This window comes from Ohtaekwangia koreensis, from assembly GCF_900167975.1.
Lineage (GTDB): Bacteria > Bacteroidota > Bacteroidia > Cytophagales > Cyclobacteriaceae > Ohtaekwangia > Ohtaekwangia koreensis.
On the sequence record NZ_FUZU01000001.1, the window covers coordinates 2,254,759 to 2,273,330 of the forward strand.

Annotated in this window: 12 protein-coding genes; 11 read left to right on the forward strand and 1 reads right to left on the reverse strand. The window is 39.4% G+C overall.

Translation table 11 applies throughout. The annotated features are described in order from the left end of the window. The first annotated feature begins 6 nt into the window (after nt 1–6). Nucleotides 7–744 carry a TrmH family RNA methyltransferase gene (locus tag B5Y40_RS09145; protein ID WP_079686373.1) on the forward strand — a complete coding sequence of 246 codons (738 nt, stop codon included), beginning with the start codon at nt 7–9 and terminating at the stop codon, nt 742–744. A gap of 139 nt (nt 745–883) precedes the next feature. Here the strand turns inward: B5Y40_RS09145 and smc are convergent, their stop codons facing one another. Continuing rightward, nucleotides 884–4,423, reverse strand: coding sequence for a chromosome segregation protein SMC (gene smc / locus B5Y40_RS09150; protein ID WP_079686374.1), 3,540 nt, complete (start codon nt 4,421–4,423; stop codon nt 884–886). Between the two features lie 883 nt (nt 4,424–5,306). Between smc and B5Y40_RS09155 the strand changes: the two genes are divergently transcribed. The 10 genes from B5Y40_RS09155 (at nt 5,307) to B5Y40_RS09205 (ending at nt 18,541) form a co-directional block, all read left to right on the forward strand. Continuing rightward, on the forward strand, nt 5,307–5,750 hold the full coding sequence (locus tag B5Y40_RS09155; protein ID WP_079686375.1) for a type IV pilin protein: 444 nt from the start codon (nt 5,307–5,309) through the stop codon (nt 5,748–5,750). 472 nt (nt 5,751–6,222) lie between these two features. Next, entirely contained in the window at nt 6,223–7,665 is a 1,443-nt protein-coding gene (locus B5Y40_RS09165) for a GspE/PulE family protein (RefSeq protein WP_079686377.1), read from the forward strand. Then, nucleotides 7,652–9,589, forward strand: coding sequence for a type II secretion system protein GspD (locus B5Y40_RS09170; RefSeq protein ID WP_079686378.1), 1,938 nt, complete (start codon nt 7,652–7,654; stop codon nt 9,587–9,589). Before B5Y40_RS09165 ends, B5Y40_RS09170 begins: the two co-directional genes overlap by 14 nt. Nucleotide 9,590: 1 nt before the next feature. After that, on the forward strand, nt 9,591–10,823 hold the full coding sequence (locus B5Y40_RS09175; RefSeq protein WP_079686379.1) for a hypothetical protein: 1,233 nt from the start codon (nt 9,591–9,593) through the stop codon (nt 10,821–10,823). Further along, a complete protein-coding gene (locus B5Y40_RS09180; RefSeq protein ID WP_079686380.1) occupies nt 10,820–11,323 on the forward strand; it encodes a hypothetical protein in 504 nt (167 codons plus the stop codon). Before B5Y40_RS09175 ends, B5Y40_RS09180 begins: the two co-directional genes overlap by 4 nt. Further along, the gene (locus B5Y40_RS09185) at nt 11,316–11,672 is read left to right on the forward strand and encodes a hypothetical protein (RefSeq protein ID WP_221408882.1); all 357 of its coding nucleotides are present in this window, start codon (nt 11,316–11,318) and stop codon (nt 11,670–11,672) included. The genes B5Y40_RS09180 and B5Y40_RS09185 overlap by 8 nt, the downstream gene beginning before the upstream one ends. Before the next feature lie 2 nt (nt 11,673–11,674). Continuing rightward, nucleotides 11,675–12,178, forward strand: coding sequence for a hypothetical protein (locus B5Y40_RS09190; RefSeq protein WP_079686382.1), 504 nt, complete (start codon nt 11,675–11,677; stop codon nt 12,176–12,178). An 11-nt stretch (nt 12,179–12,189) separates the two neighbouring features. Continuing rightward, nucleotides 12,190–12,735 carry an OmpH/Skp family outer membrane protein gene (locus B5Y40_RS09195; RefSeq protein ID WP_079686383.1) on the forward strand — a complete coding sequence of 182 codons (546 nt, stop codon included), beginning with the start codon at nt 12,190–12,192 and terminating at the stop codon, nt 12,733–12,735. Next, on the forward strand, nt 12,735–13,367 hold the full coding sequence (locus B5Y40_RS09200) for a hypothetical protein (RefSeq protein WP_079686384.1): 633 nt from the start codon (nt 12,735–12,737) through the stop codon (nt 13,365–13,367). Before B5Y40_RS09195 ends, B5Y40_RS09200 begins: the two co-directional genes overlap by 1 nt. Nucleotides 13,368–13,522: 155 nt before the next feature. Beyond that, entirely contained in the window at nt 13,523–18,541 is a 5,019-nt protein-coding gene (locus B5Y40_RS09205) for a hypothetical protein (RefSeq protein WP_079686385.1), read from the forward strand. The last annotated feature ends 31 nt before the right edge of the window (nt 18,542–18,572 follow it).

Consider the following 18,572-nt stretch of genomic DNA (forward strand, 5'->3'; position numbering starts at 1 on the left):
TTAACAATGCTGTCTAAAGCAAAAATCAAGTTCATCAAATCTTTGCAAGTAAAGAAATACCGGAAACAGGAACAATGTTTTGTGGTACAAGGAGCAAAGAGTGTGCAGGAATTATTGGCTTCTGACTTTGAAGTAAGCCTTGTGCTGGGCACAGCCGATTTTTTTGCTCACACTTCTCAACAGATTCACGCTGAAACCATCGAAGTCACCGCGAAGGAACTGACAGACCTGAGTGAGTTTCAAACGAACGACTCTGCGCTGGCCGTGGCGCGACTAAAGCTCAACCACCCCCTAACGATCCGCCCGAATACATTCGCGCTGGTGCTGGATGATATACGTGATCCGGGAAACCTCGGCACGATTATCCGTACGGCTGACTGGTTTGGTATACATACTATTATAGCTTCTGACGAGACTGCAGACTTTTATAACCCCAAGGTGATCAGCGCTACGATGGGGTCGTTTGTTCGTGTGGAGATATACTATACCAACCTGGAGGATTATCTGGGTAAGACAACGCTCCCTGTTTTCGGTGCATACCTGGACGGTAAAGATGTTCATCACACTTCGTTTGGCAGCAGTGGGTTGATAGTGATCGGCAATGAGTCACGCGGTATCTCTGATTCACTTGAAAAATTCATTACCGACAAGATTACTATACCACGGTATGGCCAGGCGGAATCACTCAATGCAGCCATCGCCACCGCTGTGATCTGTGATAATATAGTCAGGCATAAAGCTTAAGTTCAAAGTTTAAAGCTTAAAGTAAATACGGGATTTGCAGGTATAAGCAATGACGGTTGCTTATACAATATCTATAGAACAGAGAAAGCCTAAGGCAGATATACCTTAGGCTTTCTATTTATACTTTTCGCTTTATACCTTAAGCTAACTCTCTTAAGTCAACAGGTACTACTCGAGATACGCCTTTCTCTACCATGGTGATACCGTAGATCACATCGGTTGCACTCATCGTACGCTTGTTGTGCGTAACGATTACGAATTGTGAATCTTTACTGAACGTACGGATGATGTTGTTGAACTTATCAATGTTAGCATCATCCAACGGAGCGTCTACCTCGTCAAAGATACAAAACGGTGCAGGCTTTAACAGATACATCGAGAACAACAATGCTGTCGCAGTGAGTGTTTTTTCTCCTCCGGAAAGCTGGTTGATTGTCAACGGACGTTTACCTTTTGGTTTTGCAATGATGTCTATATCTGACTCCAGTGGATTGTTTGGATCAACAAGACGTAAGTCGCACTGATCATCTTCTGTAAACAACGAGCGGAATACGCGGATGAAATGTTCTTTAATTTTGTTGAACGAATCCATAAAGGTAGCACTCGCCACACCTTCAATTTCGCTGATGGTACTGAAGAGCGATTCTTTCGCTTTCAGCAGATCGTCTTTTTGTTTTAAGATGAAATCGTTACGCTCCTTGATCTCCGTATAGGCTTCCATCGCCATTGGGTTGATAGGTCCCATGGTATCCAGGCGATCACGAATCTTCTGCACATCATTACGGATCTTATCTTCATCTGCAGTAGCGTAGTCGTTGTTTTCTTCTTCGGTGCCCTGGTTGATCACCGAGTCAAGATCAATGTTAAACTCTACTGAAAGACGTTCCTTCACGGAGTTCAGCTGCATCTTGCTTTCATTCAACTGACCTTGCATCTCCATTAATAACGTATCGATGTTTTGGCGCTGATGTTGAATCTCACGCAACGCTTTTTCTATCTGGTCGATGAAGCCACGGCTTTCATAGTAATCTTTCTCAGCTTCGCTAAGGCCTTTTTCCATGGCCTCTTTTTCTTCGTACATGCCGAGTAACTCATCATCATTACTTTGTGTATTCTCGATGATGCGCTTTACTTCCTCTTCATTTTTACGAAGATCTTCATTGTTCACTTCGAGGCGCTGCGCACTTTGATCCATGGATTCCTGCTTGTAGCGGATCTCCTGATCTATACTCTTCACGCGGTTGTCCTGCTGGTGGAAGAATATATTCTGCTCGTTAAAGGCAGCGGATTTTTGTGTGAGCAACTCGTTGTTGGAAGCGAGATCCTGTGCTATAGCACTTAACCGATCTTCCTGCGCTTCGAAATCGTGCAGTGCCTGCTTGGCTTTTGGTTTCAGATCGTCAAGCTCTTTTAACAGCGTATCGATCTTTTCAAGTATATCTTCTCTACGTAGATCAGCACTGTCGAGCATCTGCGAGAACTGTTCGCGCTTGGTGCGAACCGATACAAACTCTTCGTTTACCTGACGGATGGAATTTTGTACTTCATCGATCTGCTGACGAAGTTTGTTGTTACGCAACTTCTCAAGGTCAGCCTGTTTTTCCAATAAGCTTCCGCGGATATCGCCTAGCTTGGAGGTGAGTTCTTTGATCTCTTTCTCCAGCTTCTCCATGTTCTTCGCACGGCCGATCTTCTTTCCTTCAAAGAGACCTACCGAACCACCAGAGATGCTAAACTTGCGCTTGGTAAGTTTACCGTTCTTGGTGATAAATGTATTGTCGTCACTACCCGATGGAAGATTCTTGATATCACCTTCGTATATATATACTTTGTCCAGAATATAGGACATCAGCTTTCTATACTTCTGATCGTATTCAATAATCTCCGTTGCCGGGAAGGCGTTATCGTATATACGTCCTGGAGTCGACTCGAACTTCTCGAATGAATCCAGTATAAAGAAGTGAGCCTTACCTTTAGCAGCATCGCTCAGAATGTTTACTGCATCGTAAGCCTCCGATTCGTGTTCAACAATATAGTAGTTGAGATATTGTTCGAGGTAATTCTCGATAGCGACCCTATACTCTTCAGATGTAGTAAGTATATCGGAGAGGAGGGGAGCATTTTTTCCTACCTTCTTTCTTAAAAACTTGATAGCTTCCGGGAAGCCCTCGAGGTTTTCTACCAGTGATTTAGTAAGGTTGAATTCATTCTGACGTGCATCGAGTTTACGACCTGTCACGTTCATTTCTTCGCGTATCATCTCGATGGTTTTTTCCATCGCCACAATGCGCTCCTGTACTACTTCTTCTTCTTTCTTTAGTCTGTCCTGATCTGCATTGCGCACATTGAGTTCATCCTGCAATACTTTAAGTTTGTTTTCAAACTCTACAAGACTAGCGCTCTGCTGTGATGAATCCGAAGCTGTTTTTTCAAGTTCTTGCTTGAATGACGAAACCTGGATCTCACGGATCTCAACACCTTTGTTGATCTGAAAGCTTTCTTCTTGTTTCTCGCGTTGTACTCTGCGCAGTGAATCTGCCTGCGTCTGCAATTCAGTTGTAATTCTTTTTTGCTCTTCGTATTCGCCTTTGAGATGCTCCAGTTTATTGGTCATCTCTGCTAATATACTCTCAGCAGAATCCCTTTCGGTTTCAAGACTCTGTATACTAAAGCGCGCACGTTCGTTGCTCTTACGATCTTGTTCAATCTGATCACGAAGACTAGCGGCACGATCGTTCAAATACTTGAGACGTTCATTCTTGATCTGCTTCTCGCTTTCATACTGACGAATCTTCGAAACAAATTCATTGATCGCCTTCTGACGTGAGCTTAATGTTTTTTCTTTGAGTACAAGTTCAGCTTTAGCTTTTTCAATGGCAGCTTCTTTCTCTGCGATCTCAGCAGCCATTGCTATTTTACGATCGTTCTCTTCCTGTACCTGTTGATTGATGATGTTGAACTTGTCCTTCTGTTTGCTCACCACCACCTTCGCCAGGGTGATACTTTTCTGTTTATACTCTTCCTTGATCTTATAGTAATTCTCCGTTTGCTTCGCCTGCTTCTCCAGCGACTTCATGTTCTTCTCAATCTCAAAGAGAAGATCTTCTACACGCTCCAGATCGGCATCCGTATCTTCGAGTTTCTTCAGCGTTTCTTTTTTACGCTTCTTGAACTTAGATATACCAGCAGCCTCCTCAAACAACATTCTGCGTGAGCTGTCTTTATCATTCAGCAGATCATCTACCATGCCCAACGCGATGATAGCATATGTATTCGATGCAACCCCCGTATCGAGAAACAAATTGGTTATATCTTTCAAGCGACACGTTACACCATTCAGCAAGTATTCACTTTCACCAGTACGATATAGTCTGCGCGTAATGGTGATCTGTGAATATTCTGTAGGAAGTATATTCTTCGTGTTGTTGATGGTAAGTGATACTTCTGCCATCTGCTGCGCACTGCGCCCACTGGTACCGTTGAAGATCACGTTCTCCATTTTCTCGGAACGCAGGGCACTTGTTTTCTGCTCACCCAAAACCCAACGAATGGAATCCACCACGTTTGATTTTCCGCATCCGTTCGGCCCAACAATACCGGTGATTCCTTCATCGAAGTTGATCACCACCTTGTCGGCAAAACTCTTGAAGCCTTTGATCTCCAGTTTCGCTAATTGCATGCTCTTTAGTTAGAGGTTGTTTGTTTTTAAGTCCATAGACAATCGCAATACATCCATGGTTGTGTGGAAGAGTGGGAGTGACGTTCCCTCCTGAATTTCAGTTTGTTACAAATGAAATAGTTCGTAGAAGTCAGCCTACTGCTATTGTTTGTTGCCTACTGGAGCCAGTGGGGGAAGTCGGCAAAGATAAGATTCTGCTTTTGGCAATTCAAAATAAAAAATGTTTGTGTTGTAAGCTGCTGAAATTGAGCCCAAAGAGTTATTTTTTGCTTGATTTAAACTGAATTTAAGTCAACGAATTTTCTAACCAGTAATTCTTGGTGCTCGCGATATTAGTACGACTGGCTTTTGCATATAAAGCGATCCTTTAACCACTGCCACAATTACCGTTTGCCAAAGAATAATTTGAGTTCTTCTGTTTTTTCAAGCGAGATAAGGCGTTCCTTCGGCCATCCGAAAAACGAAATTTAATTTTGAATATATCTGAATAGACTTTTATATCTAAAGCAAGGTTTACGAATATACAGTCTTTTGTTGGTCAGAATTATGGTAAGTAAGATTTAGAAATAATTTAGACTGTATATGTCCTTAAGTATTGGGTATAGATATACTTAGTATATACCGTAAATTTGGAGTGTTCTATCGCAAGATGATATATATAATACATAAAGCCGACAATCTTTACTATAACTTCTATCTGTCGTCTAATAAACTACATTCTGAAATTAGCCTAATTGCTGTAAGGAGCAGTTTCTTGATTTAAATAAAGGCTTACTATCAACTGATTAATCTTTTTTTACTGTTTACTTTCAATGTAATAAATAGCACGACTTCTCATCATTAATATTTGTACATTAGACGGGATACCTGTTACTTTGGCGAAATGAAAAATCTGGTGTCAGGGTCAACAAGACGTAAATTTTCAGGTTTAAAAGTCAAGTCGTTTACATTATCAGAGCTTCTTGTTGTTTTGGTAATTATTGGAATTTTGGTTTTAATGGCTCTGCCAGTGTTAATGCCTCTTATTTCAAGAACGCGCAGTGTGGAGGCTAAGCAAGGATTAAAGCATATTTATACTCTTGAGAAGACTTTTTTTTATGAGTTTTCTAAGTACTCTAGTGATCTCGAAAAAATTGGATTCGAGCAAGAGAAATTGATTACAGAAACCAGTGATGGAAAATCTAACTATACATTTGAAATAATTAGTGCTGACACCAGAGGTTTTTTGGTAAAAGCAACTGCTGTAGTCGATTTCGATGGTGATGGCGAGTTTAATGTATGGGAGATTAATGAAAATAATGACTTGGTAGAAGTTGTTAAGGATTAAGCTTAGATGTTGTGGTTCAAATTTTTGGTTGCTGGTTTACTACTGAGTATAGCTTATGAAGACTTTAAGAATAGGATGGTACGATTAGTCTTCTATCTCCTATTAGTTGCTTCCTTGATTATTCTTCGTTTTGATAATATATCGTTAATCGGACTTTTGATTGATTTTGGAATGAACCTAGCTTACCTGTCATTACTTCTCTTTATGTCGCTAACGGTATTGTACCTGCGGTATAAGAAAATTACTAATCCTTTGCTATATATAGGTGTTGGGGATATTCTCCTTTTACTTATATTCTGTATATGGTTTGATACAATAAACTTTGTTGTTTTTAATACAGTCAGTCTTATTGTTGCCTTAATAGCGCATTCACTGTTGAAACAATTTGAATTTTATAATAAGCATAAAACTATTCCTCTTGCCGGAATTCAGAGTTTGTGCTTTCTATCCCTACTCATAATCCGTAATATCGATGCCCAACCTTTCTGATATTACCGTAGATCATGAGACCAAGAAAGTTATTTCCAGTGACCTGGCTTGGCATTATAGAATTTTGCCCCACAGAGTGACTTCGGATTATCTGGAGTTGTTCATAGAAGATAGTAAATCTAATAAGGGGTTGCATGACGAATTAGAAATTGTTTTAGGAAGGAAGATTAAACTAATTTCATGTGAAGCTTCAACCATTGAGAAGGCGCTCGCATTGCATTACGTGCGGAATGTTACTAAGACTGAAGATCAGCGAATTTCAAAAGTAGAGATTTCGCAAAAGGATTTTGTGTCTGAACTCATCACAGAAGCACGGCTATTAAAGAGCAGTGATATTCATATTGAAATCTATGAGCAGAAATGCAGAATACGATTAAGAATTGATGGGAAGTTAGCGGAACGTATTGTCTTGAATAAAGCCGAGTATCCAGCATTGATCAATAAGATCAAGATCATGGCAGGTATGGACATCTCGGAGAGAAGACTTCCTCAGGATGGAAGAATATTTTTTAATCGTAGCGGGCTGAAATTCGATATCCGCGTTTCTGTTCTTCCTACGTTGCACGGTGAAAAAATAGTATTGCGTATTTTAGGGAATAATGCTGCAGAAATAAACTTAAGTGAATTAGGTTTATCTACCGTTGACTATAGCCGCTATAGCGAAAGTATCAGGAAGCCCAATGGTATTGTGTTGATAAGCGGTCCTACCGGCTCCGGTAAAACAACAACACTATATGCTACTTTGAAGCTTTTGAATAAAGAGACTGATAATATTCTTACAGTTGAAGATCCTATCGAATATACTTTGGAGGGGATCAATCAAGTACAGGTTAAAGAAGATATAGGTTTAAGTTTTTCAAAAGCGTTGCGTACTTTTCTTCGCCAAGACCCCGATGTAATTATGGTGGGCGAAATTAGAGATACTGAGACTGCGAATTTGGCTATTCGCGCAGCACTGACTGGGCACCTTGTTCTGTCCACAATCCATACCAATTCGGCTTGGGGTACCATTTCCCGTCTAATTGATATGGGGATACCTTCATTCTTATTGGCGAATACGTTGAATGCCACGCTTGCTCAACGCTTAGTGCGTTTACTTTGCCCCCACTGCAAGCAAAAAGTTTTTGCGAACGAACAGATTTTTCCAACCAGCTTTAAGCATAAGAATGTGATTAAGGAACACTTCATCGCGAAAGGATGCAAAGAGTGTTTCTTCACAGGATTCAAAGGTAGAAAAGCTATATATGAAGTAATTCCTGTGGATAATCATGTGTCTGATTTTATCCTTAGTAATGCGAAGAATGTTTCAGACTATTTTCGTTCGCAGCGAATTAAAACATTGCAGGAAAGTGCTTTGGAAGTATTGATAAATGGAGAAACGAGTATTGAAGAAATTTACCCCTTTTTATTAGATGAACAATATTAGATTAATAGTAGCCTGTCTACTATTTTTTGGAGTCTTATCTGCGGGGCAGGTTTACGCACAAGATACTGATCCATTTTTGCAGCGATTAGAAGATATAAAAATTCACTTGGATTTTTTATCCGATTCACTTGCGCCAGGTTTAAACGAGTCAGCTAATTTTTCAGTAGCAGGTTTGTCTTTACAAATATTTCTACGAACGCTCGCTGAAAGCCATGATCTGAATATTCAAGTTGATCCTTCTATTAACGTAACTCTCGCCAATAATTTTACTAGTGTTAGAGTAAAGGAAATAATTTATTTCCTATGTCAGGAGTACCAGCTTGATATACGATTCATTAATTCGATTATGTCTTTCAATAAATATATAGCGCCTAAGATTCCACTACCAAAACAAACTGTAAAAAAACTGAAAATACAGTATGATCCTTCTTTGAGGAGAGTATCATTCGATTTACTTAACGATAGTTTACGCGCGGTGGTGAAAGAAATTACCAGAATCAGTGATCGGAATGTTGTCGTTTCCGGTGGTGCTGAAGTTGAAAACCGACTGGTGACTGGATATATTCGTGATCTTACGTTGGAAAGTGCACTTGATAAATTAGCCTATACAAACGGTTTACGTTTAATAAAGACCAAGGATGATGTATTTATACTCGAGGCGAATCAGCCAGCGATTAGTGCAGTGAACTTCAATAGTAGCAGCAATAACAATGCATTATCTGCGCAGCGTATTTCAGCGCAAGGTGACATCCTTGTAAAAGATTCTCTTATCACATTAGACGTTGTGAACTTCCCGATCCTTGAAGTAATTAATCAAGTATCTACTCAATTAGGTGTTGACTATATTATGTTTTCAGAGATAACGGGTAATACTACTGCTAAAGTAAAACGAGCACGGTATTCAGAAATGTTGTCATTTCTTTTTCAAGGCACAAACTATACTTTTAAAAAACGTGAAGGTGTATATCTTATAGGCCAACGTAATCAAGAAGGATTTAGAGTGTCGGAATTGATCAAACTTGATTTCAGGACAATTGAAGGCGTTGAAAAAGAAATACCTTCTGATATGATAAAAGAGGTTGAGATCAAGATATTAAAAGAACTCAATTCATTTATTCTAACAGGGAACAAACAGAAAATCGATGAGCTTGTATCTTTTATAAAACTTATTGATCAGCCGATACCAAATATTCTTATTGAGGTTATTGTTGCAGAGGCACAGAAAAGTTTCAGCTTACAAACAGGTATCAAAGCTTTCATCTCTTCCGATTCTGTTCCTAATACAAGTGGGCAGATATTTCCTGGACTTGATTTAACATTAAGCTCAAAATCTGTTAATAGTATTCTTGAAAAACTTGATACAAAAGGTATTGTAAATCTAGGGCGTGTATCGCCGAACTTTTATACCACCCTACAGGCGCTTGAAACTAATAATAATATTCAGATACGCTCAACGCCTAAGTTATCTACAATGAATGGAAGCAAGGCGAACCTTACCATTGGTGAGTCGCAGTATTACGTTGAGCAAACGCAAAATATTACCGGTGGAGTCACTCCGATAACCAGTACTACACAACGATTTAATAAAGTAGAAGCGAATCTTGCCATTACGATTAGTCCGGTTGTTTCAGGAAATGAACACATTACCTTAGATATTCTCGCCGAGTTTTCAAACTTCAGTGCACCTACTGTTCAAAATGCACCTCCTGGAAATAAGACTCGAAAGTTCGAATCAAAAATTCGTGTGAAAAATGAGGAGGTTATAATACTTGGCGGACTTGAGCAGTTATCGAAAACTGAAGGTGGTTCCGGTGTACCTTTATTATCTCGGATTCCTGTGCTTAAATGGTTTTTCAGTTCTAAGACGAAGAAGAAGGAAGATAATCGTTTAATTGTTTTTATAAAGCCTACGCTGGTTTATTAATATGGAGCTCAGGTCTCTTATAAATTTTGGACAATCGCTTCCAGTAGTGACAGGTATAAATATTCACCTTCATGAAGATGGTGGAATTCATGCATCTCTTGCAGTTCTCAGGCAAGACAAGGGAATTATACGTACGTTGTACACTTCTGCAGATATATACTCTCTGGTTGAGTTAGAGCAAAGACTTTTAGATCATGTACCAGAAAACGGCAGGCTTCACATCAATATAGAAGGTAAAGGTATATTAATAAAAAACTTACCTGAAAATGAGAAGGTTGAGGATCATCGATTGTTATTGAAAACATTTTTCCCAATGATCCAGGAGGATGAGTTTGTGACTCAGGTCTATTCTGGATCGCGAAGGAGTTTTTTTCAAATAGCCAGAAAAGATATATTAAGTGCACTTAAAGATGTTTGTAGTAAACATTCATGGGTTTCATTTTCTCTTGGGGCATTTATAGCGGCTCCCTTACTTCCCTTTTTAGATGGTAGCGACTTGGTAGTAAAAAACTATGTAATTAAGTCAGAGGATAAAAAGGTTAGTGAGGTACAAATAGTAAATTCTCAAGAACCAAGTTTGCCTTCTATATCCTTCGGGAATGAAGTGATATCACCAAATACACTGTTAGCATATGCATCTGCATGGTATATATTACTTGGATCTGCGGAATTAAAGTATTCTGATTGGTCTCCTTTAGTTGAGGCCGCTGATGCTTACAATTTCGGAACACATCTTTACCGGGCAGGTAAGTGGGTTATGGTAATTCTACTCTCTGTTCTTTTGATAAATGCTATACTATATTTTGCGCTTCAAGATACAGTTAAAGGTCTTGAGCTTCAGGAATCTCTTGTGACTAGTCGGTATAAAAAAGAATCTGCTTTTCAGCAACAGGCGAGCAGTCTAGAGGCTGCTTATGGGAAAATAGGTTGGAATTCTAATGCTCTGCCTATTTACTATGCGGATCAAGTAGCGCAATTAATTCCTGTAGAAATACAACTGACGTCTCTTGATATTGGTATGATTGATGAAGCTCTTTTAAAAAATGAGCGAAAGCAAGTTTATCAGGCATCACTCATAAGAGTGAAAGGATTAACTGAAAATCCTATTTCTCTACAACAGATGATGCAGAGCTTTGAGAAGCTATCATGGGTAAAAGAAATCGAGGATCACCGATATCATCATGACCAAAGACAAAATGCAGGAGTATTTGAATTTATAATTCATATCAAATGAAGTTATCAACTCATTATAGTAGGCCATGGGTGTTATACAGTATATCTGGCTTATTGGTGTTTATTGTGCTTGCAATACCCTTGAGCAATACGTTTTTATTATTTGAAAAATATATACGTCTTCAAAATGTTGTCTCACAGGCACGGCACATTACATTAAAAAATAAAGGTCTTGATGCGTTTAGTAATTTCAATGAAGACACTGTTGTACAAGTTTTTGAATCTGTTAGTATGGCTGCTCATGCAAACCGTGTTATTATAAAACGTTATGAGTCACCACATATTTTACAAACAGAAGGCAAAGCACAAATTCTATCACAACATGTTATTCTTGAGGGAGAATTTGTTTCCATTCTTAAATGCTTACAGGAAACAAATATTCGGTTAACCACTGTTAAAATAGCCTCTCTTAAATTCGATAGAGAAGAAAATAATAAGCGTATAAGTTTAGTAGCCAGGGTTATTTTTCAAACAGTTCAAAGTTCACACGAAGATGAATAGCAGGATTTTATTTATATGTATGTTCTTTATTGGAGTATCATGTGAAGATATACTTGAGACAAATATATCCGACGATTTGGTGGTATTGCAATTACCTGCAGATGGATTCGCTTCTTCCACCGCCAATGTCACTTTCTGGTGGAACGAACTCGAGGGAGCAAGTTCTTATGAACTGCTCATTGTTTCTCCGGATTACGAAAATCCAACTTCGCTTGTTGTGGATTCACTATTAACTAAGAATCAGTTTACAATGGTGCTTCCTATAGGAAGGTATCAATGGTGTGTTAAGGGAGTCAATGAAGCATATAAAACGGAATTCAATTGCCGTTCTATTGAAATCTTGAACTAAGGATGCTGAGAAATAAGAAACTTTTTACTTTAACTACTTTAGTCATTCTGATATGGGGAGTGATTGGCTATAAAATATACAGACAGATAGAAGGTAACTCTGAGATGGCTGTACATCAGCGCCTTGATCGCGTCAAGCAAGCCATACCCCAAAACAACTTAAGCTTACTACTTTCTTATGAAGATCCATTTTTAAAACATGTAATTATTAAGAGCCCCGAACCGAAACATCAAAGTAATGTCCAGCCAACAGTTCGCAAACGGCAAGTGCAGCCAGTCGTTAACCAAGCTCCTATCATTGATTGGTCTAAGCTTGCTTATTATGGGCTTATGAGTAATGCTTCGCGGAAAGTTAAGACTGGAATTGTTCGCTTTGATAACAACGATTTTTTTGTGCGGGAAGGAGAGACACTAGATATATTTACCGTGCTTGAGGTCGGATCGGATTCCATCAAAATGGGTTTAGGGAATACTGTGAGATATATTAAAAAAGAGAAAAATAATTAATACTATACTATATGAAGTCTGCAAGGTTTACGCTTGTCTTTGTCATCGTTATAATGCTTGTACTGATGGGTATAAATATCTTTCAGTGGTTTTATGCGAAAGAGAAAATTGTTTATGTGCGCTCGTATGAGTTGATTGAAAAGTATCAGGGGACTGTAGAGGCTCGTGTCGAGTTTGAAAAGAGGAAAGCTAAAATGCTATCAAATGTGGATTCGCTTCGATTGGATTTTGAGCGCTCCCGGAATGCATATATACAGGTGTCGCGAAAACTGTCATCAGAAAGCAGAGAGCAGCAAGAGTCCGTTTTAGGACAACAGCAAAATCAATTAGTTCTGTATCAACAGGCAATCGATCAGAAAATTCAGGAGGAGGATTCGAAAATGATGCAGGAGGTATTGAATCAGGTTAACAGCTTAATTGAGGAGTATGCCATTCGTGAGGGATACGATATTATACTAGGTACCACAATGTCAGGAAACGTTCTGTTTGGCGACAAGTCTCTTGATATTACAGATGCCGTATTGTTGGAATTGAACAATCGTTACAAAGGAAAATAATGAAGTATAGAACAATCGTTTTTGTGATAGCCTTATTGGCTTTGGCGTGTAATCATACACCTGAAAAGTTAACTATTCAAGACTATGCTAGCTGGCTTAGTGATGAAGAAAACGGTATATACAAATCCAGGCAGATCAATGGTGTTACAATTAATGCTCGGTTTTTGCCAGCAGAGCTGCAAGCCTATAAGGAGTATAAAGCAAATGCTTTAGCAAATTATGATTCTATACTTCAGTCTTATACTTGTGGACTTACATTTCAAATAGAGCTTTACGCTGAAAAGAGTGATAAAGTATATGGTAATTTACTGTACTATGGTGTAGCAGACGAACATGCTTTGAATGATCGAACACGATATTTAAATTTCAATGCAGCGGAATTTATAACGCTTACTTATGGTGATAAGGTTTACGAGCCGGTTCTCTCAAATTTTGAAGGCTATAATTCAATCGGTAATAAAATAAATTTTATAGTAGTCTTTGAATTGTCTGAATATATGTGCGGTGTCTTTCAATCGGATTCTCAAAATGAAATTAAATTGACCTTTAAAGATCCATATTGGGATTTAGGTATAAATCATTTTGCGTTTGAAAAAAAAGATATACTTCTAGTTCCTAAATTGAAATACTAATTATACTTTTACGATTGTCTAATGGTTGTAATGCTAAATAGAAGTTGTAAGATATTTATACTTGCTGTTTAGATTATAGTATAGGTGTTGTAGAAAATTGTTAGGCAAAGAACCTCTCGACGTAGTTTATAATCTAACCTGCTAAGCTGTATCTTATGATAAGAAATCCTAAGATCGTAAGGGCCGTTGCGCTTTACTTTCTTATCCAGTTCACAACCTCGATAGTATATCCATCGGTTTCGTTTGCGCTGACATCAGGACCGTCACAGCCAGAATTTTCAAGCTTTGAACCTGTTGCTACCACTAATATGGTGGACGAGTTCTCTGGCGATTTTACGTATAACCTTCCATTACTTGAAGTTCCAGGCCCACAGGGCAGTAGTTATCCTATATCTCTTTCATACCATAGTGGTACGAGTCCAGAGGAGGAATCATCCTGGGTGGGGTATGGTTGGACTTTGAATCCTGGCGCTATAAACCGGGGTACACGTGGTTTGCCTGATGACTACAAGGATAAAGATGTAGTCTTTCACAATAAAATGCCTAAAAACTGGACTGGTACCGTTGGCGGAGGCGTAGGTTTTGGAGAAATATTCGGTGTTGAATTGAAGGAGATAGGAGTTGATCTTTCCGCAACTGTGTCACTGCGATACAATAATTATAGAGGTTTTGGATACAATGCTGGCGTTGGAGTTAGTCTTGGCAGGGGGCTGGTGTCAATGGGCTATAATGTCTCCGATGGGAGCGGTAGTTACTCGTTGAATGTTAATCCATCGGCTATTCTAAAGTGGAATTCGTTTCAAAGTGAAATATCTATAAATCTCAATCGCAAGCGAATTGACAAGCAACAGGATCGGGCAGCTGAAAAATCTCTTGATAAAAGAAAATCGCTCAATCGAGGTGTCGGCAGTGCAATTAATCTGAGTGGAAGTTCTTATGGTATATTTTCATATACTTCTGTGTCAAAGCCGAATATTGTTAGTCAGTATAAAGGTAATTCTTTTAATGTTTCTGTATCGCTTGAAGGAAACCCTGTGATTGTGCCAGTAGGAGCAAGTGGTTACGTATTTGGAAGCTATACCTATCAGGAAAATGTTTCAGAAACTACAGTGAAAGGAAATGGCTTTATGTATGCTGCAGAAGCAAGTGATGATCATTTGATGGATTATCATGTTGAACAGGAGAAAGATTTCAATAAACGTGATGTATTCTTGGGTATACCTTTTAATGACGCTGATAATTTCATTGTCAGCGGTGAAGGCATTGGTGGTGGTTTTCGTTTGCATAATAAAACCGCAGGGCACTTTGGCCCAAGAGGAGTCACTAGCAATACGGATATATACAATATTGGTGGTGAGATTGGAGCAGGCTGGACTTTTGGCCCCGGTGTAGATGTCGGGAAAGGATTACAAACTCTTGCTGTAGGGAACTGGAATCGAGAGTTATCTAAATTCAGTAAGCGCGATGATGAGAATGTTGATGAACCTGTATTTTTCAGATTCAATAATGATCAAGGGGGGGAGTGGGGTACTAATCATGATGATCTCCCTTTCCGTGCACATGTGTCAGGTGGAGATAATGTTTCTCTACCGGTGGATAAGGATAAGTATAATATTGAAAATTCGCGAAGCGGCCGGTCATCATATATTGGGTACCACACAAATGGTGAGATTATAAGTTCCTTCACAGATAATAAACCTGGCCATCAAGCTTATTCACATAACGCCTATATTAGTAGTAGTAGCTTATCGGGTATAAATCCTGACAACCCTAATGTCGATAATAATCTAATTGGAGAGTTTGCAATTTTTAATGAAGCTGGTAGCCGATATGTCTATGGTTTGCCTGTTTACGCGAAGAATGAAAAAAACTTAAGCTATAGTGCCAGAGGACTTCAAAGTGTTTCTGAGAATTTTATAGGGTATGCTAATGCTCCCAATGAGTCAATCAAGGTTGGTGAAGAGAAATTATCACCTTATGCAACTACTTATTTGCTTACTGAAATCATAACACCTGATTATATTGATCGAGGTGCTGGTGGAGAGTTTGGTCCTTCTATGGATGACTTAGGGGGGTATACACGTTTTAACTATAACAAGAAAACATCCGCTTATCGCTGGCGCGCTCCTTTCAAGGGAATGATTTATAATAAGAACTCTCATTCCGATCCTCAAGATGATTTAGTGAGTTATTCCGAAGGTGACAAGGAGATATACTATTTATATTCCATTGAGACAAAAACGCATGTTGCTGTATTTAAAACCAGTGAACGTAAAGATGGGAAAGAGGCAGCTTCCAATGCTTTTGCAAGTACTTCAGGGCATGGAAGTGGAAGTCTCGAAAAGCTTGATGAGATAAATTTATACTCTATTGCAGACTTCCAGCGTACTGGAACAAACCTTTCACGTGATGCGCAAGGGAACCCTATACTTAAAGGAGATGCTAAAGCTATAAAGACTGTTCACTTCGATTATGACTATACGCTTTCACCTGGGTTACCAAATTCCGCGGATAGTAAAGGCAAGCTAACTTTGAAACGAGTATATACGGAATATAATGGAATTAATCGCGTTAAAATTAGCCCCTACGAGTTTCAATATGCTTATCCTACGGTTGCTGAGTATGCATTATTTCCGGCCAAGTATAAGGCTAATGGAGATAATGATGTAGTTACTGACTATACAGGATTAGGTGACCAAAATCCTTCGTACTCATTTTTCCTAGCAGATGCCTGGGGTAATTATCAGGCTGAAGGAGACAAGCGTTTTCGAAATGAGGAGCCTTGGCTTGACCAGAATAAAGTGGCAGGTTTTGATCCGGCTGCTTGGCAACTTAAAGTAATTAAACTTCCATCCGGTGGCGAGATTCATGTTCAATACGAGCAGGACGATTATAGTTTTGTTCAGGATCAGGAAGCCCATGTAATGGTGAAATTGAATGAAGCTCCAGCTGAATTGGGTAGTAATAATTTATATTTTTTCGATCCTGCCTCTGTTGGTGTAACGGGTACTGCTGATGTTGAGGCCTTGCGATCGATGATTCTTGACCGCTATGTTACACGTGGCAAAAAGATATACTTCAGATTTTTATACAGGCTTGTAGGTAATAATAACTTTACAGATACAGATGAAGATCTCAAAAGCTGCAATGCTGAGTTCATTACCGGGTATGCATCTGTGAGAGATTGTATCCTTACGGGAAACGGAAAGCTTGCATTAGTATTAAAGGATGAAGGACGGCTGCCCAAAGATGTGTGTAAAGATTTTGTAAAGTCCCAACGCCTTGGTAAAGTATATCCCAGTCAGGATTGTGACCCTGCTACGGGTGTGAATGATCCGAGCAATGCAAAAGCACTTGTTAATCAATTGCTCTCTCTTTCAAAAGGCCTGCTCATTCCTGGGCAACTATGTCAATCGCTCGATGAAAAACATTCCTACTTTAGAATCCCTACACCACTTGCTAAAAAGGGAGGTGGCATTCGGGTGAAAAGACTGATGATGTTCGATACGGGATTGGAAGGACAATCTGTTCTCTACGGTAATGAATATATTTACAAGACAGAGCGTGATGGAAAAATCATTAGTAGTGGTGTAGCTGCCAACGAACCACAAGCTATGCGTGAAGAAAATATACTTGTAGATTTTGTGGCGCGTAAAGGGCAGAATCTTTGGAGTAAGATTGTTGCCGGTAAAGACAAAGAGCAGTCAGAAGGTCCTATTGGTGAAAGCATCTTGCCGGGTGCCTCCGTTGGTTACTCGCGTGTAATTGTACGTAATATTCATAGCGGAAAAACCTCGCCTGGATTTAGCGTAACTGATTTTTATACAGCCCGGGATTATCCGATTGCACTCGGACAGCCAGACAAGGAAAAGACCATGACAACAATTAAGCGGACTGACAAAAATCCGTTGCCGATTTCCGCTCCTTTTTATACAAAGATTGACAATAAAACGAGTGCAGCACAGGGCTTTAGTTTTGTGCTCAACAGCATGCATGGCCAGCCTCGCAGGAATGCTTCCTATAGCGGTGTTTACGTCTTGGGTAAAAAAATGGCGGAGTATAGCGAAGTAAATAGTATTACGTACGAGTACTTTGAGCCAGGTGCAAAAGTGCCGGTAATGTCATCACTATATGATGGTATAACTTTAAAGAATCCAGGTCGCGAAGTGGATATTACTTTTTCGCAACGCAAAGTTGCAGAAGTTTCTAATGATGTTAACGTAGAAGCTGATCTTCAACTCACCGTTATACCATTGGCCTTTGTTGTACTGGTAATTCCATATCCTACAGCAGTTCCATCTTTCAGTTATATCAAAGGCGAACTAAACACGCACTCGACTACAAAGGTTGTTCGCTATCCCGCTATCGTAAAGAAGACGACTGTAGTACAGGAAGGTATACAGCACGAAGAAGAAAATCTGGCGTTTGATGCTTATACAGGCAAACCGGTTGCTATTCGATCTACGGATGAATTTAAAGGAGCTTACCTTTCCCAAAATATACCAGCAAGCTGGGAATACACTGAGATGGGAGCTAAATGGAAAAGTGAGGGAAAAAAAGTTACAGGTTCATTTACGTTTGCCTCCAGTATAGTCGGTTTGGGTGAAGATCCTTGTGTGTTGGCAGAGTTCACACGGGGGGATATGATACAGCTCGGCGATGCTGCCCAAGCAGTTTACTATATAACGGATAAAGATTACTTGAATAACAGTTTGAAAGTGGAGCCTGCAGCAAATAGCACACCACCTTCAGCCACTTTAAATCAAATCAAAATCATTCATACCGGACGCACAAATCAATTGCAGCAGCAGGCGGGTGCTATAGCCATGCACCATGAAGATAAACAAAGTTTAGCGATTCCACAGGTTGACCAGGCAAACCGTTATGAGGAAACGACTGATGGAGGTACAACCAGGAGTTTTGCAGCAGATTTGGAAAACTTTATCAAGAGTACACAAGAACAAACTACGCTTACTGGTCCGTATGAACATCTGGATATGAGTGGTTTTGCAGACAAACTTACTACATGCACTGCAGATCTTACGGATGTAACTGTTACAGAACTCACATTCCTCAAGTCAAGCGATGGTCAGAACGTGAAGGTGCAGTTGATGAAGTTTACCGTGATGTGTGGAAATACAGCGGTTATAGTAAAAGCAGACGGGTGGAATTAATATGAGAAAAACTTTTCTAATAATCGCAATT